This is a genomic window from Staphylococcus chromogenes, from assembly GCF_029024625.1.
In the GTDB taxonomy this organism is placed as follows: Bacteria; Bacillota; Bacilli; order Staphylococcales; family Staphylococcaceae; genus Staphylococcus; species Staphylococcus chromogenes.
In genome coordinates this window covers 23141-47711 of record NZ_CP118953.1, presented here as the reverse complement: position 1 = coordinate 47711, position 24571 = coordinate 23141, and the positions used below count along the sequence as shown (strand labels likewise).

The 24571-nt window shown below is 34.7% G+C and carries 25 protein-coding genes, 2 tRNA genes and 3 pseudogenes; 3 read left to right on the top strand and 27 right to left on the bottom strand.

The genetic code is table 11. The features are described 5' to 3' along the window. Nucleotides 1-5 precede the first annotated feature (5 nt). Nucleotides 6-1379 (bottom strand): annotated as a pseudogene (locus PYW36_RS00240) (cryptochrome/photolyase family protein). 183 nt (nt 1380-1562) lie between these two features. Here PYW36_RS00240 and PYW36_RS00235 point away from each other — a divergent pair. Next, on the top strand, nt 1563-1988 hold the full coding sequence (locus tag PYW36_RS00235; RefSeq protein ID WP_103159106.1) for a pyridoxamine 5'-phosphate oxidase family protein: 426 nt from the start codon (nt 1563-1565) through the stop codon (nt 1986-1988). Between the two features lie 176 nt (nt 1989-2164). Here PYW36_RS00235 and PYW36_RS00230 read toward each other — a convergent pair whose 3' ends face one another. The 13 genes and pseudogenes from PYW36_RS00230 to PYW36_RS00170 form a co-directional block, all read right to left on the bottom strand. Further along, complete coding sequence (locus tag PYW36_RS00230) at nt 2165-3670, bottom strand: phytoene desaturase family protein (RefSeq protein ID WP_103159107.1); 1506 nt, start codon at nt 3668-3670, stop codon at nt 2165-2167. Further along, on the bottom strand, nt 3667-4548 hold the full coding sequence (locus tag PYW36_RS00225; RefSeq protein WP_103159108.1) for a phytoene/squalene synthase family protein: 882 nt from the start codon (nt 4546-4548) through the stop codon (nt 3667-3669). The genes PYW36_RS00230 and PYW36_RS00225 overlap by 4 nt, the downstream gene beginning before the upstream one ends. Before the next feature lie 55 nt (nt 4549-4603). Then, entirely contained in the window at nt 4604-5647 is a 1044-nt protein-coding gene (locus PYW36_RS00220; RefSeq protein WP_037576435.1) for a glycosyltransferase family 2 protein, read from the bottom strand. A gap of 66 nt (nt 5648-5713) precedes the next feature. Further along, on the bottom strand, nt 5714-7204 hold the full coding sequence (locus PYW36_RS00215) for a phytoene desaturase family protein (RefSeq protein ID WP_103159109.1): 1491 nt from the start codon (nt 7202-7204) through the stop codon (nt 5714-5716). Further along, the gene (locus tag PYW36_RS00210; RefSeq protein WP_021459573.1) at nt 7205-7678 is read right to left on the bottom strand and encodes a glycosyl-4,4'-diaponeurosporenoate acyltransferase CrtO family protein; all 474 of its coding nucleotides are present in this window, start codon (nt 7676-7678) and stop codon (nt 7205-7207) included. Nucleotides 7679-7682: 4 nt separating this feature from the next. Beyond that, nucleotides 7683-8183 (bottom strand): TspO/MBR family protein, encoded by a 501-nt coding sequence (locus tag PYW36_RS00205; RefSeq protein ID WP_002467556.1) that lies wholly within the window; start codon nt 8181-8183, stop codon nt 7683-7685. Nucleotides 8184-8234: 51 nt separating this feature from the next. Further along, the gene (locus tag PYW36_RS00200) at nt 8235-9734 is read right to left on the bottom strand and encodes an NAD-dependent epimerase/dehydratase family protein (RefSeq protein ID WP_103159110.1); all 1500 of its coding nucleotides are present in this window, start codon (nt 9732-9734) and stop codon (nt 8235-8237) included. 192 nt (nt 9735-9926) lie between these two features. Next, nucleotides 9927-10044, bottom strand: a pseudogene (locus PYW36_RS00195) (hypothetical protein); the annotation flags it as partial. A gap of 137 nt (nt 10045-10181) precedes the next feature. Next, nucleotides 10182-10567: pseudogene (gene isaB, locus PYW36_RS00190) on the bottom strand (immunodominant staphylococcal antigen IsaB family protein); the annotation flags it as partial. 313 nt (nt 10568-10880) lie between these two features. Continuing rightward, nucleotides 10881-11246 carry a DoxX family protein gene (locus PYW36_RS00185; protein ID WP_103159111.1) on the bottom strand — a complete coding sequence of 122 codons (366 nt, stop codon included), beginning with the start codon at nt 11244-11246 and terminating at the stop codon, nt 10881-10883. A 9-nt stretch (nt 11247-11255) separates the two neighbouring features. Further along, entirely contained in the window at nt 11256-12260 is a 1005-nt protein-coding gene (locus PYW36_RS00180) for an NADP-dependent oxidoreductase (RefSeq protein ID WP_037576448.1), read from the bottom strand. A gap of 3 nt (nt 12261-12263) precedes the next feature. Continuing rightward, a complete protein-coding gene (locus PYW36_RS00175) occupies nt 12264-12929 on the bottom strand; it encodes an SDR family oxidoreductase (RefSeq protein WP_037576449.1) in 666 nt (221 codons plus the stop codon). Between the two features lie 21 nt (nt 12930-12950). Then, complete coding sequence (locus PYW36_RS00170) at nt 12951-13634, bottom strand: type 1 glutamine amidotransferase domain-containing protein (RefSeq protein ID WP_103159112.1); 684 nt, start codon at nt 13632-13634, stop codon at nt 12951-12953. A gap of 77 nt (nt 13635-13711) precedes the next feature. On the opposite strand from PYW36_RS00170, the gene PYW36_RS00165 reads away from it, so the two are divergent. Further along, nucleotides 13712-14059 carry a MerR family transcriptional regulator gene (locus tag PYW36_RS00165; RefSeq protein WP_037576453.1) on the top strand — a complete coding sequence of 116 codons (348 nt, stop codon included), beginning with the start codon at nt 13712-13714 and terminating at the stop codon, nt 14057-14059. Nucleotides 14060-14319: 260 nt separating this feature from the next. On the opposite strand, the gene PYW36_RS00160 is transcribed toward PYW36_RS00165, so the two are convergent. From PYW36_RS00160 to PYW36_RS00100, 13 genes are all read right to left on the bottom strand, one after another. Further along, nucleotides 14320-14730, bottom strand: a complete 411-nt coding sequence (locus PYW36_RS00160; protein ID WP_103159113.1) for a hypothetical protein — start codon at nt 14728-14730, stop codon at nt 14320-14322. A gap of 214 nt (nt 14731-14944) precedes the next feature. Next, on the bottom strand, nt 14945-15682 hold the full coding sequence (locus PYW36_RS00155; protein WP_103159114.1) for a Cthe_2314 family HEPN domain-containing protein: 738 nt from the start codon (nt 15680-15682) through the stop codon (nt 14945-14947). A 153-nt stretch (nt 15683-15835) separates the two neighbouring features. Next, complete coding sequence (gene rlmH, locus PYW36_RS00150) at nt 15836-16315, bottom strand: 23S rRNA (pseudouridine(1915)-N(3))-methyltransferase RlmH (protein WP_103159115.1); 480 nt, start codon at nt 16313-16315, stop codon at nt 15836-15838. Nucleotides 16316-16719: 404 nt separating this feature from the next. Then, on the bottom strand, nt 16720-17229 hold the full coding sequence (locus tag PYW36_RS00145; RefSeq protein WP_338140811.1) for an ArsB/NhaD family transporter: 510 nt from the start codon (nt 17227-17229) through the stop codon (nt 16720-16722). A gap of 41 nt (nt 17230-17270) precedes the next feature. Further along, entirely contained in the window at nt 17271-17684 is a 414-nt protein-coding gene (locus PYW36_RS00140) for an ArsB/NhaD family transporter (RefSeq protein WP_258026753.1), read from the bottom strand. Further along, a complete protein-coding gene (locus PYW36_RS00135; RefSeq protein WP_275113503.1) occupies nt 17629-17967 on the bottom strand; it encodes an ArsB/NhaD family transporter in 339 nt (112 codons plus the stop codon). The genes PYW36_RS00140 and PYW36_RS00135 overlap by 56 nt, the downstream gene beginning before the upstream one ends. Nucleotides 17968-18099: 132 nt before the next feature. Continuing rightward, on the bottom strand, nt 18100-18882 hold the full coding sequence (locus tag PYW36_RS00130) for an MBL fold metallo-hydrolase (RefSeq protein WP_037575285.1): 783 nt from the start codon (nt 18880-18882) through the stop codon (nt 18100-18102). A 25-nt stretch (nt 18883-18907) separates the two neighbouring features. Next, nucleotides 18908-19684: a two-component system regulatory protein YycI gene (locus PYW36_RS00125; protein ID WP_103159116.1), complete on the bottom strand. Its 777-nt coding sequence runs from the start codon at nt 19682-19684 to the stop codon at nt 18908-18910. Next, nucleotides 19681-21018: a YycH family regulatory protein gene (locus tag PYW36_RS00120; protein ID WP_037575291.1), complete on the bottom strand. Its 1338-nt coding sequence runs from the start codon at nt 21016-21018 to the stop codon at nt 19681-19683. The genes PYW36_RS00125 and PYW36_RS00120 overlap by 4 nt, the downstream gene beginning before the upstream one ends. Then, a complete protein-coding gene (gene walK / locus PYW36_RS00115; protein WP_037575294.1) occupies nt 21008-22840 on the bottom strand; it encodes a cell wall metabolism sensor histidine kinase WalK in 1833 nt (610 codons plus the stop codon). The genes PYW36_RS00120 and walK overlap by 11 nt, the downstream gene beginning before the upstream one ends. A gap of 15 nt (nt 22841-22855) precedes the next feature. Continuing rightward, nucleotides 22856-23557 carry a response regulator YycF gene (gene yycF, locus PYW36_RS00110; RefSeq protein ID WP_037575295.1) on the bottom strand — a complete coding sequence of 234 codons (702 nt, stop codon included), beginning with the start codon at nt 23555-23557 and terminating at the stop codon, nt 22856-22858. A gap of 247 nt (nt 23558-23804) precedes the next feature. Next, nucleotides 23805-23878, bottom strand: a tRNA-Asp gene (locus tag PYW36_RS00105). Nucleotides 23879-23884: 6 nt separating this feature from the next. Then, nucleotides 23885-23959: transfer RNA gene (locus PYW36_RS00100), tRNA-Glu, on the bottom strand. A gap of 288 nt (nt 23960-24247) precedes the next feature. Between PYW36_RS00100 and PYW36_RS00095 the strand changes: the two genes are divergently transcribed. Then, on the top strand, nt 24248-24532 hold the full coding sequence (locus PYW36_RS00095) for a YrhK family protein (protein WP_051604985.1): 285 nt from the start codon (nt 24248-24250) through the stop codon (nt 24530-24532). Nucleotides 24533-24571 lie beyond the last annotated feature (39 nt).

Genomic DNA, 24571 nt, shown 5'->3' with positions numbered 1-24571 from the left:
ATATGTCAAAATTTCTTAAATTTATCCATAACATAATCTCTACTATTTTTATAATTCACGATAGTCTGTGGATAATCTTTTCCAATTTCAATATGATAAATTTCTTGTAACTTGTCTTTATATTTAGTTGGATCATGAATGTATTTACTGCTCACATCATTAAATATTTCTAGCTGTGTTTTAATAAAATACCCTTGCGCATCAAAACGCTCACTTTGACGTATAGGATTAAACATTCTGAAATAAGGCACTGCATCTGTTCCAGTTGATGCTGACCACTGCCATCCATGTACATTAGATGCATTATCATAATCTATCAAATACTGTCTAAAGTACTCCTCCCCCAAGTCCAATCAATAAATAAATTTTTCGTTAAAAATTGTGATACGAGCATTCGTAAGCGATTATGCATATATCCTGTACGATTCAGCATCTTCATTGCAGCATCAACGATTGGGTAACCAGTTTGACCTTTTTTCCATACTTCAAAATGTGTTTTATTATACGACCATTGCATGTTTCGATATTTTTCAGAAAAAGATTTAGTTGCCGTTTCTGGATACTGTGTCATTAACACATAATAAAATTCACGGAATAGAACCTCTCTTATAAAAGCTTCATAATTTTTTTCATCGCTCTCATAATCTTCAAGTAAATCATTTATAATTTCACGAATATCGAGTAGTCCATATGCTAAATATTTACCTAATCCACTTACAAAATCCTGCGACACATCGTCAGTTAATTTATCATAATGAGCTATGTCACCATTTAAAAAATCATCCCAAGCTTTACGCGCTAACTTTTCTATATCTTTATTATTTTCAAATTTTAAGTCACTTTGATTTGAACCCTTTTCCGCAATTTGAGACAACTGCTTAAATTAATAACTTTTTTTTAGGGGTGTGTACTAAGTCCTGACGATTTGCTTTATAAAAACTAGTAAATACTTTATAAGGCTGTTGCTGTTTATTAAAAATCTTTGTTGGCTCAAAATAATGATTCACGCGCTGTCCAATTACTGTAACTTGGTGATTTTCAAAAGCCTTTTTTACATGAGGATAGTCATATATTTCTTTGTGATAACTCATAATATCTTTTGCTACTAATACGTGAGATAACGCCAATGTTTCTGCTAATTCACCTAGCTTTTCGTATGTGACAATATAAGGTTGTATATCATGCTTATCTAAAGCATTTACAAATCCTTTTACAACTTTATAGTAATAGTCACGTTTTACTTCTGATGCGTCAGTTAAATCTTCTAAAGGTAAGATAAAATACAATTTATTTATCTCATTTTGATGCTTCACTATATATTGAAAAAGTGGATTATCTTTCGTTCTAAAAACTCTGTTAAGTATGACTCCTAAATGCATTTTATTGCCTCCCAGCTTGTTTCATACAAATTCACTTTATAATTGTCCTTTAACTTAAGATTGTGTTTTCAATCATATACCCGTTTTAACTTTTGTATAATTCACTAAAAAATAAAATAAATTTTAATACCTTACATATTATAGGTAACTTCAGGGTATATTATTATCAGAGGTGATTAAATTATGAATAACGAACAATTACAAAATGAAATTGAAAATATATTAAATACATCAAAAATAGGTGTCCTATCTACTGCACATAACAATACACCTAATAGTAGATACATGGTATTTTATAATGATAGACACACACTTTATACTAAGACAAGCATTGAGTCTAAAAAAATTGCTGAATTTAAAGATAATCCCAAAGCTCATGTACTTATAGGTTACGATGAAACGAATAATCGTAGTTTTCTAGAAATTGATGCTAATGTTGAAATACTGAAAGATCAAGAGACTATTGATTGGATTTGGAACAAACAAGATAAGTCCTTTTTTGACTCTAAGGATGATCCAAACTTGTGTGTAATTAAAGTAATACCAAAATCCATAAAAATTATGAACGATAAAAAATTAGACGCACCACAAACCATTACGTTCGATTAGTTAAAAAGGCGAGCCTGGGACATAAATAGATGTCTCAGGCTCGTTTTCAATTTGGCAGTAGGTGACTGAATTGAAAATGCGATTATATCAAGCTTTTTTCAATCCTAGTCACCCTTGCCGGGGTGGGACTACGAAATCTATATTAGAAAATTTGATTTCTGTCCCACTCCCGTTTTTTATATACCATTATTAATATCTTCTAACATAGCATCAACTGTAATTTTAGCACTCGTCAGTACAATTGGCACTCCTGCCCCCGGATGAACACTAGCTCCAGCAAAATACAAATTTTTGTAATCTCTGCTCACATTAGGCGGTCTGTAATAGTTACTTTGCGCTAAAGTAGGCATTAAACCAAAGGCTGCTCCAAATTTAGCATTATAATCTCCTTCAAAATCCTTAGGCGTATAAATAATTTCTGTCACAACTTGCTTTTTCAAATCTTTTAACGCTTTAATCGTAGAAAGCTTATTGTAAATAATATCTTTCACTTGTGTGATTGTTGACTCATCAGACCAATCCGTATTACTTGTTTTCAATTCTGAAACGGGCATCAGCACATAAATACCTGTTTGACCTTCTGGCGCTAACGACTGATCTTCCACACTAGGAGCGTATACATATATTGATGGATCTTGGGATATTTCCCCGGAAAATATTTCATTGATATTATTGTCAAAATCCTTTGAAAATATAACATTATGTAACAAGATATCTTCAGATAAATCTTTATCAACCCCTATGTACATTAAAAAGGCTGAGCAAGAATAGTCCATATTATCAATTTTCTGTGTCGTATACTTCTTAGGATGATGTTCCTTTTTAATTAAAGATGAAGTAGCATATGGAAAATCAGCAGTACAAATTATTTTGTCATACTTTTCTATACGTCCATTTACTTTTAGACCTTCCGCACGCTTATACCTGCTATCAATGATTATTTCTTCAACATTTGCGTTTGTATAAATTTGAGTACTCAATTCTTCATTTAGTGTTTGAAGTGCTTTAACAAAGCTATACATACCACCTTTTATAAAATGAACACCAAACATCAACTCTATCATAGGTATAATTGAATACAATGAGGGACTTCGTTTAGGATCGATACCTATATATAATGTTTGAAATGCTAAGATTTTTTGAATTTTTTCATTATCAACATATTTTTCAATTAAATTATCTGCTTTATCAAAAGTTTTAAGTTTTATACCTTGATATATTGTAAAAGGATTATAAAAATCTGTAGGCTTCCTAAACGTACGCTCTAGAAAATATTTTCGTGCTATTTCGTACCTTTCGTATATATCTGTTAAAAAGGACATAAAACCATGTGTAGAGTTAGGTTCAATACTTTCGAGCATTTCTCTTAATTGAGCAAGATCTGTAGGAACGCGAATTTGATCTGTTTCACTAAAATAAACATCATATATATGTGATAATTGTTTAATTTCCAAGTAATCATTCATATTTTTTTTTGCATAATTAAAAACATCTCGATAAATCTCAGGCATCATTACAATAGTTGGTCCCATATCAAATGTAAAACCATCTTGCTTAATTTGATTCATCCTGCCGCCTATCTGTTGGTTTTTTTCATATAAATCTACTTGGTGACCGTTTGCTGCTAATCTTGAAGCTGCAGCTAACCCTGAAACACCACCGCCTATAACCGCAATTTTCATAAAGGTTCACTCCTATTATATTTCTCACTGATTTCACGATAAATTTTCATTTTTTTCAATTTACTCACGTATACTTTCTTATGCAAGCTATAGTTTGATTTTCTAACTTCCTCAAGTATTTCAAGATAGGCAGTCGCAGCTAGTTCGATAATGTAACGTACCTCTGTATCAAAATAATTGATACCATTTAATGCAATATCATATAAACTAACTGCCTTTAAAGCATAACTTTCCCATAGTTGAATATAATTTGACGTAATGCCTTCATGATATACAGATTGCAAATCAACTTGATATTCAACTAACTTTTCTGCACTAAGGTAAATTCTTCCATTTTGAAAATCTTCACCAACATCTCTTAAAATATTAGTTATTTGCAGTGCCTTACCTAAAGCAATCGCAGCTTCTTTAGCTTGCTCAAAACTATTTTTATTTGATGAAGCTAATATAGGAGTTAACAATTCCCCGACAGTACCTGCAACACCATAGCAATAATCGTATAAATCTGAATCAGTTTGGATTACTTTTAAATCTAAATCTTCTTTCACATATTGAATAAGAGATTCAAAAGGCTTTTTAGGTATTGAATATGTATTCAATGTATTACTTAAAGCATTCATAATAGCTGCATCACTTTGATACGCTTGAATATAATCACAATCGCTATAAATCACATCTAAATCTCTAGCTATGCCGTCTAATTGCTCAAGGTCTTTGTATTTATCAATACTGTCATCTATAATTCTGCAAACTGCATAAATAGCCCAAATTGCTTTTTTCCTTTTTAGATCCAAAAAATCAAAGGCATATGAGAACGTTTTTGAATGTTCTTTCATTATATTGTGACAATGGTTATAATCTCTCTCTAATTGATTCATTTATTGGCCTCCTAAGTAAGCCTAGAACTTCTTGCCATTTGTATAAAAAACTAAGCTATAAATCTATTCTACGGTCTTTCCAATATATACGTTTGAATACATTGATATCTAACCATGATTTAAAAAATATCACGACAAAGCATATGAAGAGCAGTGGATGACATAAACTCGCAACGAGATTAAAATTTCCTGTTCTCCGAATAAACATGTGAAACTGTACCGCATATATAAAATATAAAGTAATAGCTAATAATATATATAACAAGCCTAAATTAATTGAAAAAATTATCGCTAATACTGTTACAAGTGAACCAAAAAGCCATAAAAATACAAACGTAAGCGTAGACTTTTTAGTTACTTGAGAGCCAAGTGCAAAGTGTTTGTTCCACCCTTCTAATAGAGCTTTATATCCTTGAGGATACATTCTAAAATTGACCACACCTTGACCTTCATGCAAATTCACTGGCAAATCATATTCATGATATGCCTTACTTATTGCAAAACCTTCAATGATATGGTTTTTAGCTTTCAAATGTCCTTGTGTCAATTTATAATCTTGCTTATTTGTCACAAGGACGGGTCCAAACGCGCCTTGCTCATTATTTGCTGATTTCGTGATTGAAAATTGATTCATACCTACGATTGTCATTAAATTAAAAATCGCCGATATATTTTCATATAGCTTTTTTATCTTGTGATAAGGTTGTATTGATAACAAACCTTTACCACCTTGTAAATCATATTGATTGGCTATATTTTGAATACTATCATCACAAGTAAACTGAACATCAGCATCAACAAACATCAATAAATCATGCGTTGCATATTTGCTACCTTGCCAACAAGCATGTGACTTACCTTGCCATGTAGTATCATTTTCAACAGTATATACGCTCGCACCATAATATCTAGCAACAACTTGTGTCTCATCAGTTGAACCATCATCCATAACAATTACTTCTATTTCTTGCTCTTTACTTATACTGTTAAGTAATTTAGGTAAGTTCTCCGCTTCATTTCTAGCAGGTACAATAACACTGACGGCTGTCTGACCTCTTTCTTTTCCGGAGTTATTTATAATCGCTCGACGCGCATACATACACATGCCACTTATTAGTGATAGTATCGTCAATACTATTGCTATTATATAAAGTATCATTCAGCCTCAACTACTTTCTCCATTAATAATAGCTTCTGCTACTTGCATACCACTCAAAGTGACCATAGGCATACCAGGGCCAGGATTTACAGAACCACCTACAAAGTACAAATTTTTGAAGTACTGACTTTTTTTAGGAAATTTAAAACCTTTATTTTTCTTCTTATTGGATACTACGCCATATATAGCTCCTTTATTAGAATTGTATGTATTTTCTATATCATGTGGTGTCCATACGTCTTCATATACAATATGCTTTCTCAAATCTTTCAACCCCATGGACTCTAATTTATCCAATATACGTTCTCGGAATTGCAGATATTCTGCTTCACTAAATGACTTACTCTGAATGTACGGTATGTGTGGCAATATTTTTATATTCTCGTGTCCCTCTGGCGCCTGTGTCTTATCTGTTTTATTTGTATTCACCACATAAATAGTCGGATCTTCAGGCAAAACATACTGGTGAAAAACTTGATCATAATTAACTTTAGAATTACTTGAAAAGAAAAAGTTATGATGTTGAAGCTCTGGATAACTTTTGTCCACACCAAGATGCATGACATAACCTGAACTAGCTGGCTCAAATTTACGTTCCAATTTGTTTATTTGGTTTGCATCAAAATTCAATAAATACTTATAAACAGGGATTACTTCCATATTAGATATAATGTAATCTGCATATATTTCCTTATTACTTTCTATTGTTATCCCTGTCACCTTATTTTGACTATTATAATTGATACGTTTTACAGGGGTGTTAAAATGTATGCCCACACCTAATTTTCTCGCTAATTGTTCCATCGCTTCCGCTAACTTATGAATGCCACCATCTACGTACCACAAACCTTCCTCATGTTGCATTTGAGGTAATAAACTCAATACAGCCGGAGCATCATAAGATGAGGAGCCGACATATTTTATGAAATAACCTAGCATTTCTCTTAAATAATGGTTATCCACCCTTTTATTAATGGCTTGTTGCATTGTGTGAAAATAGTCGAATTGTTTTAAAGCTGAAAATGGACCATGATAACGAATGATTGCATACATCGTATCTAACCCCTTATCAAAGTAGCTTTTTTCAGCCACTTGATGTATCTTTTGTGCATAACTAAAAAACGAAGAAAGTTGCTCTATATCTTTATTTGTTAACGATTCATTATTTGTTAACATATCTTCCATGGATTCATATAAATCTAAAATTTGGCCATCTGGATAAACGTTTCTAATCTGTAAACTTAACTTACGAATACTAACATAATCTTCTAGCCTTTCATTACATCGTTGAAATAAGCTTTGAAATACTTTAGGCATGGTTAAAATTGATGGGCCGAGATCAAATCCATAGTCATCTATGTCCAACCTATTTACCTTTCCACCGATATGCTTATTTTGTTCATATAAATCCACTTGATAGCCTGCTTGAGCCATACAAATTGCACTGGCAATCCCTCCCAAGCCACCTCCTATGACAACCACTTTCTTATTTCCCATTTAATCACCTTTTCTTTTTTGTAATTTATTATAAATACGTATTAACTTAGGGCGATTATAGCGCTGAACAATCATACAAGGCACATTAGCAATAATGACATATATAAAATTAATTATTTTAACACTTTTTGACGCTTTAAAAAACGCAATAACAGGAAATATGGATAGCAGATGAACCACCTCTGCACGTCTAGTTTCTAATATAAATCGCTGTATATCATTCATATTTTTAGATAAATCGAAAGTCGCTTTACTACTGATATTAGGGTTAAGATTTTGACCGTCTGGCAAATGATCTTTCCAATATTGCACTTTAACTAATTGTTGCCATAATTGACCCTCTTGTTCAAAATTCCAACTTCGAAAATACTTATTATCTTTTTCTAAGAACTTATAACTAATACGAGTACCAAGTTGAGCAATAATCATTTGAACTATAAACCAATATAGCGCAATATATATAATCTTTTTCATCAATTTAATGCTCAGATTTCGCTGTATAGCTTGGGTTATCTTTATTTAAATACCAATTACCAGCTGTTAAATAAGTAGCAAAAGCGCTCCAAAGCATATATGGAACTAGTAAAATGCCAGCAACTTTTTTTACATTGAAAAATTTTACAGTTGTTGTAACTACTGCGCCCAGTAATACAACACTCTCTATCAACGCACTAAAGCGTAATTTATATTTGAAGTATAATATCGACCATAGATAATTCAGGCTTAATTGTGAGTAATAAGCACCTTTCAAAGCCTTACTAGTAGATTTATTAGTCACTAATGCATAAGCTACGCCCATCGTTGTATAAAGTATTGGCCACACAATTGGAAAGACATAGCCGGGTGGTGAAAAAGGTGGTTTAACATTATTTTTATAATCTTTTCTCGCGTTTTTCACTGCAAATTTCCCTATAAATTTACCACCTGTAATTGGTGTTATGACTTTTATAATTGTTTTAATTATCTCGTTTGCTTTCATAGTTGATCCCCTCTTTTTTTTGTAAAAGTAACTAGCTATTATATCTAATAGCTATAGTTCGGCATTAGACATGTTATTTTTTCTAGCTAAATACTTTTTCAATCCATATACTTTCAAAACAATTGCACCTGAAATAACAATTGGTAAAATAAATTTCTTCATATTAAAGTATTCTCCTTTATTAGTTTTTTGGATATTAATCTTGAATTTAAAAAGATTCATTACACTTTTATGAACTTTTGCCTGGGTATACTTATATACCCACCAAGGTAACGTCGGTTCATATTCTTGTAACGCTATGATACATGCGTCACTATTAGGTAATCTTCTAAACTCTAATCTCGCATTACCACCATCTGAATCTAAAGCGAAATCTCCACCAACAATTCGATATAAAATTCTCTCGTTATTAGAAGCTTTAAAATCTTTACTTAATAATAATAATTCCTTATTTAAACACGGTACACTAATCGTAAAGTTATCTTCGTTAAAATCACTATTAACGACATTTAATGTAATTCTATTTAAAAAATTTGCATATGATTCTGCCAATTGAATCATATTTACATCTTTAGGTAAGACTACCCTTGATATTGCTCTAACATCTTTAATATTGCCCTTACGTGATGACTTCCCTTTCTTTTGTGTCTTAGTTTCTTCTTCCAAGGCATTACGCACACTTTCCTTATAATCAATCTTGCCTATAGAAATGTCTTTCACAATATTTTCATCATTTCTAATCATATCATGAATTAAGCTATCCATTAACGGATAGACCATTTCTTTTGGAACACCTGAAATAAGTTTCACCCAATATTTACTTAGCCAAATGGGAATAATAGGCAAATCTATCGTAGGTAATCGTTTATCTAGTACCTCTGCAGTTTGCTTGAATAGATCTTTATAAGTCATATGACTAGGTCCACCAATATCTATCGATTCGTTCTCATTTGGATTACGCTCTACAATTTTATATAAACCGTCAATCACGTCGTCTATTGCAACTGGCAATGTTGTATTATAAGCCCATTTTGGTAGTAACAGGCCAGGTAATCTTTCTACTAATTTTTTTAATATAGGGTAAGAACTTCCTTTAGAGCCTATAATCAAACCAGCTCTTAAAGTACTTACTGGTACACCATATGATCCTAAAATCTGTTCGCACTCTAAACGGCTTCTTAAATGTGGTGATAATTCATTTGTATTAGGTATCAAACCACTCATAAATACAATATGCTGAACTTTGTTATAACTTGCGGCTTTAGCAAAATTATCAGCTAATAATGCATCCATATCTTCAAAGCTCGCCTGCGTCAACTTAGCTGAAGGCATCATAGAATGGACAAGATATATAGCGATATCAATATCCTCCATTACCTCAGTGATTTCATTTAAATCAAACAAGTCAGCTGCCTTCCAAGTAACATTGTGTTCATTTGATTTATTTTCTATATTTCTAGAAATAGCTATAATTTCATAGTTATCTTTTAATTTATTCATTAAGTGACTACCGATATATCCCGAAGCGCCTGTTAATAATATTTTTTTCATATATTTAGCCTCCAAATAGAAAATGATGGGCAGGTAAACTTTACCTCAGCTCATCTTTAACTTAACAAGCTCACTTGCTCATTATCTTAATTGACAAGAGCTCCAAGTCTCTTACTTAATATTGTACCCTTCTTAAAGCTTTTCAATCTTTATTAGCAAGAAATTATGAATTAAGTCTACGAATCATCACAATTATCTAAAAAAGGGGATAATCTTACTTGCTTTAATGATGTCACTAGTATAAAAAAAACTCTTTCCCCTTTCCTGTATAAGCTGGAATTAGTACTATATTTACTTTGGTACTATATAATCACTTTCGATTTAATATATATTCTGATATTATTGAAAAGTATTTGAGCAATTTAAGTTAATTTTACAATGTATCTACTACAACTTTATATTTTAAAAGTCATCATTTTCTATTTTATACATATATGCTTTGCCTCAGGCTGATGTAGATGTATACTTTGCTTCACCGTAATGATTCAATAATTTTTTTTGCTCACTGACTTACCGTCTAATAAGAAGAAAACACCATTCGTTTTATGATTAGAAACCCCGTAATATGTTGGATCGTGTAAATCTTTATTATTTTTAGCTAATGCATTTTTAGTAATCTTGTGATTATTAATCTTGAAGTAATTAGCTTTTTGATATGTTTTAAAATTCTTATCTAGAATAAAATTACTTTGATTTGCTGTATAACCACTGTAACTATAATAAGGTTTCACAGATTCTTGCGCATGTGCTTGAGTGATATTAAATAATTCGGGCGTTACGAAAAAGCCCAAAACTAAACTACTAGCTAAAATAAAGTTAGAAACTTTTTTCATAAAAACCCTCCTCATATTTGTCTTACAGGTCACGTTATTACATTAATGTTACAATGTTGCGATAGCATCACATGATAAAATACATTTTTTATTTCTTCTTATACTCATACACGCAAATTAACTTATGCTTTTCTTAATTTAGAAGCTTATCACTATAGAAAAATTGAAAAGTAAATGTCTGAAATGAGCTTATTTAAACAAAGAGCACATAAGCGTTGTCAAGAGAATCATTTGATATACGTCGATTTTAAGTGTAAATATTAAAAAATCGCCTGGAACAAAAATAATGTTCCAGGCGTGGCTATGATAAGTCTTATAATAGTTTCGCAAGTGCGACCATGACAAATTGTAATGGTAAACGAATGACATGCTGCTTAACACTATCTGTTTCATCTCTTTCATCTTTGTAAGAGATGTTCTTACGTGCAGCGTAAATATTTGCAGGAAATACGAGCCAAAGGAATCCTTGTACTACTTTTCTTACGCGTGATCTATTTTTAGCACTGAGTACATAAAAAGCAATTATAAATTCTAATATGCCCGAATACTTAACTATTGCTTGTTTGAAAGGTAAATAGGACGGCACGATTTTTAAAAACATATCTTTATTTTTAAAGTGTGCAACACCACTTTTATAAAACAGTAAACTAAATATGAATCTTACGATGATATTTTTCATAGTCTTCTGCTATTCTTCAGCGACTTTGACAACTTGTTTACCAAAATTCTCTCCTGTGAATAACTTTCTAAATGCAGAAGGTAAATTGTCAAAACCTTCATCTATCGTCACTTCAAATTTAATTTTACCTTCAGACACCCATTGTGCGAGTTGTTCGCTTGCTTCTTTAAAATGATTAGCGAATTGTGCTACTACAAAACCTTGCATCAATGCTTGATTTTTAATCAACGTTCCTTGGATACGTGGTCCAATATCGTCTTTTTCATTATTATATGCTGAAATTGCACCACATACCGGAACGCGTGCAAATCGATTTAAGTGTTTAAACACTTCATCAGAAATTGCGCCGCCTACATTTTCAAAATACACATCAATACCATCTGGTACAGCCGCTTCGAGTTGCTGTGCGAAATCATCTTGTTTATAGTCAATGGCCGCATCAAATCCTAATTCATCTGTTAAATATGCTGTTTTCTGCTTACCACCAGCAATACCGACAACTTTTGCGCCTTTAATCTTAGCAATTTGTCCTACGACAGAGCCTACTGCACCTGATGCAGCTGACACGACAACCGTCTCGCCAGATTGTGGTTGACCAATTTGAAGCAATCCTGTATAGGCCGTCATTCCCGGCATGCCTAAAACACTCAAATATAAATGTAATGGTACATCTTTTGATGGCACAGGGGTCACATCGTCTCCATTCACTGTATTTATCTTTTTCCATGGTAATATGCCTGTGACATAATCGCCGACAGATAGACGTTCATCGTTCGATTGTGTGACTTTTCCAACAATATGACCTTGTAATGGCTCATTCACTTGGAAAGGTTGAACATAACTTTTTGTATCATTCATTCTGCCTCTCATGTAAGGATCTACAGATACATAAATGGATTCTACTTGAACCTCACCTGCATGTGGTTCTCGAGTTTCTATTGTTTCAAATCTAAATACATCGTCTTGAGGGATACTTTGTGGTCGTTTTGCAAGTACAACTTGTTGATTATTCATTTATTATTCCTCCAGATATTTAGTCGTAGCGTCTGATAATGACAAATCACCATTGATGATTTGAAATTCGTGACCTTGTAATGCTTCATCAGTTAATACAGAAACAAGCACTTCTGCTACATCTTCTCTTGTAATAGACGGATTTTGTACATTTTCAAATTGCGCACTCATATTGAATTGTTGCGTTTCATGTTCGTTTGTTAAAGTGCCTGGATGTACGATGGTATATTTTAAATTTGCATGTCTTAAGTAGTCATCCGCATAATGTTTTGCAATGGTATATGGTTTCAAGTCGCCTGACGCATCAAAAGCTTCTCGACGTGAGTCGTACGTTGATACCATAACAAAGTGTTGACGACCGACGTGTTCACTTGCTTTAATTGCTTTCACTGCACCGTCTAAATCTACTATGATTGTTTGATCGTCACCTGTGCTTCCACCAGAACCGACGGAAAAAAGGATTTGATCATACGGTTTAAATAATTCTATTAATTCATCAATAGATTGTTTTGCAACATCAATGTAAGTTGCATCAATACCATCTGCTTTTAAAACTTCAACTTGTTCTTCTTTTCTAACACCGGCATTAAAGTCAACGTTTCGTGCTTTGAGTTTGCGTACGAGATGTTGACCAACGCCACCATGAGCGCCAATTATTAATGATTTCATGTGTATCGCTCCTTTTTAAAATTATTGATTAGCTAAGATTTTTAAAGCATGTTCAGCAACTGCATGTCCTGATTGAGGATTTTGACCAGTGACAATGCGACCATCTACGACTGCGAAATTACTCCAGTCATTCTCTTTTTTAAAATGTGCACCGTTACTAATAAATTCGTCTTCTAATAAATATGGCATGTATTCAGTTGTACCATTTGCTTGTTCTTCACTATTTGTAAAACCAGTCACGTCTTTATGACGAACGAGGTAATCGCCATTTTCTTTAATGTCGAGTAGACCAGCCGCACCATGACATACAGAAGAGAGAACGCCTTGGTTATTGTAAATACTTAACGCAATGTCGTTAAGTTCTTTGTTATTTCTTAAATCCCAAATCGCACCATGTCCACCTGCAAAGTAAATGGCTTGATAGTCGCTAGGATTAACCTCTTTTGGAGATAACGTTTGTCCAAATTGATTCATATAATCGTGATCCGTATAATATTCCCAGTCCTCAACACTCATCATTTCAGGGCTAAGACTGACAGGATCAATAGGTACATATCCACCGTTCGGACTTACGAAATCAACATCATAACCTGCATCATAGAAGTCCTTCGCAAAATGCGTAACCTCTGAGAACCACGCACCTGTAGGTCTGTCTAAATTATCGTATTTCGCAATGTTTGTTACAACAATTAAAGCCTTTTTCATTGTCTTTCCTCCTCATTCATGTTTATATAGATTACAATATCAGTTAAACCTTGGTTTAAGAGAAAGGATATGCTTACATGAAACAATATTACATTGAATATGTCTCAGATTATTGCAATATACCTAAAAGCAAACTGCGTTATTACGAGAAAAAGAATATCTTGAAACACATCGACAGAGATAGCAATAACAAGCGTTTATACACAGACGACGATATCGAAATGATTAAATTTATCCAGTGCCTAAGCAATTTGAATATGCCATTAAAAGAAATCCGAAAAAACACAGACATGCTTTATCAAAACCAAATAGATGTCCCAAGCGTGTTACGCGCACACCTAGAATTCTTGAATGAACAACGGAATTTGATCAGTAAACGTATCGACTTAATTGAACAAGAAATACAAACTTCCATGACCGAGTGACGAAGGAAAAGGGCGATAGGTGGATAGGCAAAGCTGGAATGAGTCAGAAAATTGCGTCGGGCGGATAAGCTAGAATAGAATGAGTAGGCGATGGATGGATAGACTAAAACGGTTATAATATACCTTATACCTAAAATTACAGAGTACTAAAACTATCTTATCTGCCATCTCTTCACGCGTTCCCCTTATCAATGATATTGCTAAAAAAATATAGAATGAACTCTAATAATGAGCTCATTCTATATTTTCATCACTCCTTTTTAACCATTTGGAAACTTAGTTAACTTGAGGTGTTTTTGGATAATATTATCTAGTTGCTGCTGTTCTTCATCTAATATATCTGTATCTTCTTTTAATAACCTTATTATGTCAGTTATTTCCTTCTCATTTTGTAATGTCATAAATTCCTGTGGGCCACCTAAAATTAAACCATTGATTTCAATATGGCTAGTCTGGTAAAAACTCAAACCTTCATGTGTTATTTTATTTCTGTAGTCCCTCGTTTTACGATTACTTTTGTCAGGTAAATTAGGATAGTACTTTTTATTGCTACTTTTTTTATTATTTTGCTCAAAGTATTCTCTAGAATCCTGTGTTAAACCCTTAGAATTTTCATTTTCTCCAATATATAATCTACCCATTTTATCTATACATTCATTAATATCAATCATTAATGTGAACTAAAAGTATTTTTCGTCATAATCTCAACTTTCCATTAATTTTTTATATAAATTAAAAATCGGGTAAGCATTAAATATTTACAAATCTGCAGCATTGAGAGTTTCATATCTTATTTTGCTTCTTGCTCACTCCCTGATACTACATTTATATACAATGCTACTGATTCTATTCAATATCCTTTAAATTACATCTTTAAAAGAGAATTTAATCTTTACTTTCATTTAAAATTTCTATTGTCTTTTCTAAACACATTAACATCCCATCCATTATTTCTTTAACTTTTTGAGACGTAGTGTAATTTCCAACACCAGCTGTAACTATACCATTTTCATATTTAGTTATTCCTGAAGATATAAATTGTGGATGCTGTTTATGTGTAATGTTGTTTCTGTGTTTAGATGCATCATCAAATTCATTGGAATTACGAATTTTATCAAGTGCATAAAATTTTACTAAATCTTTTTCTTTAAGTTTGTTTATTGCTTTATGAAAACTTATTTCATTCATTTTTAATTGTATGTCGTAAATATTTACTATAATATGTCCTAACAATTCAAATATGCTAAAACCTTGTAAGAAGAAATATTCAGAAAAGTAATTAAAATTAAATTGCTTAGTATAGTCTTCTTCTTTAAAATCAGGAAAAAATTCAACTGATTGTCCTTTGGTACCAGACCTCTTATACCAAACTTCATCAGGTATATCTTGATTATAGTAGAATATCGTGTATGTATAATTTCGAATTAGAAGATTCATACGATTAAATAACATATTTTTCCAATATCGGATTTCGTGACTTTTCGTTAAATCAAAAAATGAGTCAGTTTCCTCAAAAGCAAAGTGTAAGTCTTCTAATATAGAGTAATTAAACGGAAGATGATCAAGCAAATCATTCATATTTGCAGATTCAATATGTTGTAGCGGGTGAATTATTATTGTCATTGTAGAAAATCTCCTTTTTGTACTACAATATTACTATTTATAAGTTGGTTTTTTACACCAAAAATTAAAAATGTAGAACCTAATAAGCTCATACATTCAAAATTTTTAAAAATATTAATTATATATTATCGCTCAATATCTATTTTTTTAGTTTTATTTGTGATAAGCTTCCCCTCTGTTTATCTTAAATGCCCGATACACTTGCTCTAACAATACGACGCGCATCATTTGATGTGGGAAAGTCATTTTACTGAATGATAACGCAAAGTTGCTGCGCTTCATGACGTCTTGGTGTAAGCCGTTCGATCCTCCGATGATAAAGGTAAAGTCACTTGCACCTTGTGTCATGCGTTGATCTAGTTCTTTGGCGAGGCCTTCTGAACTCAACATTTTCCCCTGGATTTCTAGTGTGATGACTGTGGATTGAGGTTTGACTTTGGATAGGATGCGTTGGCCTTCTTTTTCTTTCACTTGCTCGATTTCTTTGTCACTCATAGTTTCGGGTGCTTTTTCATCTGGCACTTCGATAATGTCAATTTTTGTATAGGCACTTAAACGTTTTTCATATTCTGCAATAGCCTGTTTCCAATATTTCTCTTTTAATTTTCCAACTGCGATGATGGTGATTTTCATAATTTCCTCCAGTTTGTTTATAACTCTTGAGTTATCCACAAGTTATTCAGTTACTCACAGGTTTATCCTCATTATACCGAATTTGCATAAATTATTTAACACTAAACTTCGATTTTATCCACTATAATTGTGAATAAGTCTGTGTATATGTGTATAACTTTGTGAGTAAAAGGGTTATTAACATGTGGATTGTTTATAACTCTCCACTTTTGTGCACATATTTGGGGATAACTTTTAGTGCTTTTTGCACATTTATTCATATCATTTTATCAAATTCACACTTCATGCGGTATCACAATTTTCAGTTATGTATATGTCATGAATGTCTCTTTTGTTCAAAGCACTTTCTTTGTATATTCTTCTATAAACGTAAAAAAAACAGGAGCCTATTTTTTGGGCTCCTGTTATATGAATCGCATGGTGATGACGATGCCTATTTTAAAGTACAGGCCCCAACTGATCTTTACGCCTTTTTGATTAAGCACATGGAGCCACAATAACGTCGCGAGTGAACCGATGGGCGTGATTTTAGGTCCTAAATCGGCACCGATCACGTTCGCGTAGATCATGCTCTCTTGAATGTGTCCTGATACTTGTGCTTGACTGATCGCAATCGCATCAATTAAGACGGTCGGTAGATTGTTCATACTGGACGAGAGGAGTGCCGAGATGAAGCCCATCCCCATAATACTTCCTAATAATCCATAGTTGGAAATGGATGTGAGCACATTGCCTAAGAGTTGCGTTATGCCCACGTTTTTGAGGCCATAAACGACGATATACATGCCTACTGAAAAGCACACGATATTCCACGGTGCGCCTTTCATGACGGCTGCCATATTCACAGCAGATGACCGACGCGCACAGATTAAAAAGATCACGGCCACCGTACATGCGATGAAGGAGACAGGCATTTTGAGCCATTCACTCAAAACATAGCCAATCATTAACAAGATCAAGATACCCAAGCGAGTCGGAAGAGGGTGACATCTTTAATCGCTGTATGCGACGCTTTTATATGTGTTGCATCAAAAGATTTTGGCACTGCTTTTTTAAAATATAGCCATGAGACGACGATGTTCGCGCTTAGCGAAAAAAGGTTCGGTATTATCATGTGTTTGAGATAGTCCGTAAATCCTATTTGAAAGTAGTCTACCGAAATGATGTTCACCAAATTACTAATCGCAAATGGTAGTGACGTCGCATCTGCGATAAATCCACAAGCAATCACAAAAGGGAAGACTGCCCGCGCTTTAAATCCAAGGTGTCGCACCATAGCTAGAACGATGGGCGTTAAGATTAACGTTGCGCCATCATTCGCAAATAACGCCGCTATAATAGCGCCTAACAACATCATATAGAGAAACATTTAAACCCACTGCCTCGAGAAGCATGAGCCATATGAAGCGCTGCCCATTCAAAAAGCCGATTTCATCTAATATAAGAGAAATAATAATTAATGCGATAAATGTGAGCGTCGCATTCCATACGATATGTGTCACGGTCACCACATCATTTAGAGTGACCACACCGACGAGAAATGCGATGAGTGCCCCTGTGACAGCAGTAATGACGATGTCTACTCCTTTTGGTTGCGATATGAAAAATAATAAGGTGAGACCAAAAATAATTACAGCGAGTAGCGTCAGCATCATACATCAGCTTGAATTTTAGAAACGTTGTCCTGCTTTGATTTTTTAGACATCCCGCTTCCCCCTTAGTGCTATCCCAAATTTGAAAAAAGGGTTAAAAACGCCTTCTCTCGTTTTTAACCCTTCGTGTCGTTACAATGTATAAATCGGTGTCGCTTGTGCTTTATCTGTATCGCATAATTTCACTTCATTGATGGTATCAATATCATGTTCTCGTAAAATTTGGCCGACACTCATGCGCGCCAAATCTTTCATATTGTTGTCTTGTGAAAGATGCGACAAGTAAATGCGTTTCGTCTGACCCGTAATGACATCTGTCATCGCATGTGCCGCATCTTCATTCGAAACGTGACCCATATCACTTAAAATACGTTGTTTCGTCTTCCAAGGATAACGACACATGCGCAACATATCGACGTCGTGATTGCTTTCAAAAATAAAAGCATCACTTCCTCGAATCATTCCTTTCATACGGTCAGACACATAGCCTGTATCCGTAATCATCGTTAGCTTCTTATAGTCATTATGGAAAATATAAAACTGCGGATCAATCGCATCATGTGAAACATTAAAGGACTCAACATCAAATCCCGCAATAGATTTTGTTTCATATGGATTGAAAATAAATTTTTGTGCAGACGGAATACGTGAATCTTTCTTTTCGATACACGTCCACGTTTTTTCATTCGCATAGACGGGCAAGTTGTATTTTCTTGCGAGCACGCCTAACCCTTTAATATGGTCGGAATGTTCATGTGTGACAAGGATTCCGTTTAAATCTGAAATTTTTCGGTCGATTTGATCGAAAAGTGCTTCCATCTTCTTGCCTGTTAAGCCGACATCGACTAACAAACTCCCTTTATCACTTTCTACATAAGTGGCGTTACCTGTACTCCCACTTGCGAGGACACTCATTCGTATCAAGTGACCACCCTTTCTATTATTCTGTAATTTGCGGATTTGACGATACCGCTTCAACGTAATACGTATGAGGTTTTCCATTTTTATTGACGGTAATTTCCCAGTTCGCTTGTAAGACTTGTACATTCGTTTCTTTTACGACAGTGTAGTAGCCTAAACGAATACTGTCTACAGATTGACCTGATTTTAAATATTGGTTGTAGTATAGCGTTTCAATCGCTTCTCGTGCGCTAAGGACATCACGTGGTTGGTTATTCTCGCCTTTAGACGGACGGATGTCTTCCATCGTTGACTGTGTATAGGATTTTACTTTCTTCCCATCCACATCGAATGAGAGGCGGGCACGATTGTTATTCATAATTGGATAACCGTCATACGTTTGTTCATAGATGATTTTACCGTCTTTTGTTTCATGATATTGATAGCCCGTTCCCCCGTATACATTCGCATCGATATACGGTTTCAGGGTAGAAATCGGATCTTCATTCACATTCACGGCTTTATCCATTTTTTGCGTCAGTGTAAAGCCGTCATTACTTGTATCAGCTTTGTCATCATCTTTGGCTTCACTTTCGAAATTGTGGGAATTTGCGGTTATTAAACGCATTTTCACACCTTCTACGTTCGGCATATCTTTCGGCAGTTTAATATTTTCTTGTTCGAAATTCACCGCATTTTCGTTATCAGAATCATCTACATGTGATTTGTTCACTTTATCTACGTAAATATAAATTAAGCAGAGATTCGCGAGGAAGAAGACAATAATGAAAAGGGTTTTTGCACGTTGCCAGTTCACGGTTTAATCAACTCCCCATCTCTGAATTCATACCACGCATGATTATACTTAATATACCACGTGGGCACAAATTGACTATTGCGCTGAATTTCAAGGCCATCACTGGATGCATTGTTCGTCACCATACGGTAACCAACTGTCATCAGTTGCACTTTGCCAAAATCCACGCGCCCATTACTTGCTAACTCAGAGCGAACTTCTTCAGCTTCTGGTAAGACTTTCGGTTTTTCACCGTTATCGACCGTCACATTTGTCTTCAACAATCCTCGACTGTATTCAAAGATGCCTCGTTCGCCCCAAATGACTTTAATTTGGTTACGAATGGTTGAGTCAAAAATCGGTCGACCGTTGACAAACATTTGGTAGACCATTTCACCTTTGTCACTATTGGCTTTAAACAAACGAAAATCGTCTGTAAACCCACCATGTTTATTTATAAAATCAAAGGTTCTTGGTATCCCGACATTCATATCTCTTGTACTATGTTCGTCTTCGGATAAATTCGTATAACTGTAGGTTTCTTTGTTCGCATCATAATTGACCATGCCTGTATTGTTATTGTAAGTCGTGTTGCCACTTTTCGTTGTTCGCACAATAGGCGTATCGTCAAATAAGATTGAATTTAAATCTTCGACATTGATATTACTAAAAATCGTACGGTACGTGCGTAAATCTTTCGGTTCTTTCGGCGCATATAAATACGTCGCATTATTGACTGTTGTTTGATCCGTCAATATATCTGTATACGATTCTAAGCTCGAGGACATATTACTTAAATATTGATTAATCGTCTTAACAGAAACGTTGGTACGCATTCGAATCGCACGATGTCGCTCAGCATCAATCGCATAAGCGTCTACTTTTTGACGCTGCCCAATATCTAAAATAATACGGTTAAACTTAAAATTCGCCGGAACTTTTGCCGGGACGTTCATCACTTCATTCAAATACATCGCAAGCGGGGTGTCTGTCGGGTAGTCAAAAATGATTAATCGATCACTTAACGTATTTAATGCAAGGCCGTTATCATTTTGAAATTCTTCAACTTTCGATATGTGATGTTTATCGAATAACTTGGCGAAATCATTTACATAAGGGGTCGCTGGAGCACCTTCCATCTTCTCCCCATCCACATGTATCATTTGTAAGGGAGTCATCACTTGGCCCGCATCTTTATCGTAACGCATACCAATCGCCTTCGTATTTTCTTTATTCGTATCACTGTAAGTGTCGTTCACATCGGGTGAAAAGTTCCATATCATGAACGTTAAGACGAGACTCGAAATGACGAGGAGGGTTAAGATGATAGATTTGATTAACTCTCTAATCCGCATCCCAATCACCATCTTCTATCATTTCACATGGTAACGTAATGAATATGGACGTACCTTGACCTTCCACACTGTTAGCCCAAATACGTCCGTTGTGGGCTTCGACAATTTCTTTTGAAATGGCGAGGCCTAAACCTGTCCCGCCCATTTTACGCGTTCTCGCTTTATCCACTCGGAAAAAGCGGTCGAATATTTTATCGACTTTGTTAATCGGTATCCCGATGCCGTTATCTTTAATGCGTACCGTTAATCGATTATGAACCGCATTTTGTTTCACGTGAAACTCCACGCGTTTTTCACCTCGAGAATATTTAATCGCATTCGTAATGACGTTATCAAATACTTGCGTCATTTTGTCTGGATCAATTTCTGTAAAGATCGATTGTTGTGGAATGTCGCGGACAAAGGTTGTATCTTTGGCGGACATTTCATGACGGTTAATAATTTTATTGATAAATAGATTAAAGTCGACAATTTCTTTTGTGATTTGTTCGGTTTCATTATCCATTTTTGATAAATGAAGGAGATCGTTCACGAGTCGAATCATACGCTCGGTTTCTTCACGTGTGACAGATAAAAATTGTGGCGCAATGGATTCATCTTTCCAAGCCCCTTCTTCTAACGCTTCGATGTAACTATTCATAGAAGTTAATGGGGTGCGGAGCTCGTGCGACACGTTGGCCACGAATTCCCGACGTTCTTTTTCGACTTGTTGTTGCTCTGTAACATCGTGGAGTACGGCAATATAACCCGTGACAAAGCCCGTATGTTGCACAATGTTACTAAAGTTCACCCGGGCAATAATGCCTTCTTCTTCGTTAATGTCGAGGAGAAAGCTATCATGTTCCTCACTCAACTCTTCTAAAGTATAAGTATCCCGTAAGTCTAAAATATCGAAAATATGTTGTCCTGTAACATCTTCTTTCATTTTACCGAGCATTTTAAGTGCCATATCGTTAATAATACGGACACGGCCCCGTCGGTCTGTCGCAATAATGCCGTCACTCATGTGGGTGATGACAGAATCTAGACGTCGCTTTTCACTCTCGGTATTGGCTTGTGCTTCTTGTACACGTTTTGACAAGTTATTGAAGGCAAGCGCCAACTCACCAATCTCGTCATTGCCGTAGATTTTAACACGCTGTGTATAATTCCCTTTTGACATCTCTACCGTTTGGTTACGCATATCTGTAATCGGTTTTGTAATCGTCCGTGCGATAAAGAACCCGAGAATCACTGTAATGATAAGAGAAATTAAAGTTCCGACGATAAAGATTTGGTTAATGTTGCTTAATTGGTCATAGACTTGGTTGATATTGGATTCGATATAAATATCGCCAATAATTCCTTCACTTGTGGTCACAGGCATATTTTTCACCCAGACACGTTGTTTTCCTTCACCATAATCTTTAAGTACTGTGTCTGAATTTTCTTGCCCAAGTGACAGTGCTTTTTGAATGGAACTTTCATTCGCTTTTTGATTGATCATATGACGATTCGATTGTTTCGAAGTCGCTAAAATGATTTGATCTGTATCGATGAAACGTATTTCAATCATTTCATTACGGTTGGCGTACTCATTCAATAAATTTTGAATATCTTTTTGGGTGTTTGTCGCCCCATTTTCATCCGCATATATTTTCTCGATACTGAGCTCTATTTGTTTCGCATTTTGGGAGATATTTGTCTTAAATGTCTCGGTCATTTCTTTTTCAAGACTGTTTGTGAAATAAAGACCGATAATTTGCATACCGATAATGATGAGTAAAACGTAGACAATAACGAGCTTAGTGTGAAGGGATTGAAATTGTTTTAACCACTTCATATTAAGCATCATCCTCTAATCATGTTGTTGAAGAAAATAACCAACACCACGACGTGTGACTATATAATCCGGGTGAGAGGGATCATCTTCAATTTTTTCTCGTAAGCGGCGAATCGTCACGTCAACTGTACGTACATCACCAAAGTAATCATAACCCCAGACCGTTTGAAGCAGATGTTCACGTGTCATAACTTGTCCCATATGATTGGCTAAATAATGAAATAATTCAAATTCACGATGTGTTAAATCAATATCTTTGCCACGTTTTTTAATGGAATACGCATCAGGGTAGATGACAATATCTTTAATCGCAATATCATTAGATTGCGCTTCAGCTTCTTGTGTCGGTTGTGTATAATGACGACGTAAGTTGGCTTTCACACGTGCAATTAATTCGCGCGTACTGAAAGGTTTAGTCACATAGTCGTCCGCGCCTAGCTCGAGCCCTAAAACTTTATCAATTTCAGAGTCTTTGGCTGTTAACATAATGATTGGCATATCGTATTTTTTTCGAACTTCGCGGCAGACTTCCATACCGTCTTGTCCAGGTAACATAATGTCTAATAAAACGATGTCCGGTTCTTGTTCGTAAATTAAATCTACGGCGTCGTCACCATCGTAAGCGACGTAGACTTCGTAACCTTCTTTTTTCAAATTAAATTCTAATATATCTGCAATTGGTTTTTCATCGTCGACTACGACTACTTTTCTTGCCATATGCTTTGACCCCATTTCATATTAAAGTGCAAAATTATACGTTTCCAATTGGCATAATCCTATACCTTATAATGTATCACTTCTAAAGGGCAAATTCTATCTATTTACTTGAATCTCTTCTGCTTCAAATAAAAAAACAACGGCATTAAGTCTGTTCCAACTTAACCCATTGCTCTTTATATCGTACTCACATTTTCCTATATTTACGTATAAAAAAATGCCCATCCATATTTGGATGAGCAATTAGCGGTCCCGACGGGAATCGAACCCGCGATCTCCTGCGTGACAGGCAGGCGTGTTAAACCGCTCCACTACGGGACCATATCATGGTGACTCCTACGGGACTCGAACCCGTGTTACCGCCGTGAAAGGGCGGTGTCTTAACCGCTTGACCAAGGAGCCTCTTTTGAACACAAGATTGATTATAGCACCCCCATTTCCTGAGTGCAAGACAATTTTTAAATTTTTTTCAATAAATTTTCACATACGCTTTACATTGTTTAAAAACACACTCAAAAGTCTGTCATATCAATATGTTTCACTTATGGCGTGAAGCGTTAGTTTACTATAATATCAGACATTTTTCACATTTAAAGGGGGGGTTCCTCAACTAAAAGTCCTCTCATAATGTCAGTTTTATTTTTAATAACGGGTAAAGTAAATCAAACAATACGAGGAGGTACAGATAAAATGCCAAAAAAGCCACAAGCTCAACTCAACTTTAGTGAACAAAAAAATGCGAAATCATTTATTTATAAAGCCCTCTACCAACTGAATGATGTTGTGTTAGGTCTCATCTTTTTAATTGGGAGCTTTTTATTTTTCTCAGAGACAACTGTTTTTCAAGGCACCGTACTGTTTGTCATCGGAAGTATTCAAATGATTATTCGACCACTGATTGCGATGATTCATGATTTACATATGGCGGCACTTGATCGTCATCACAATGACAAATCCACGTCTAAATCGCGCTAATATGCGTCTTTTCTTCATGTAAAACAAAAATAGGAAAGT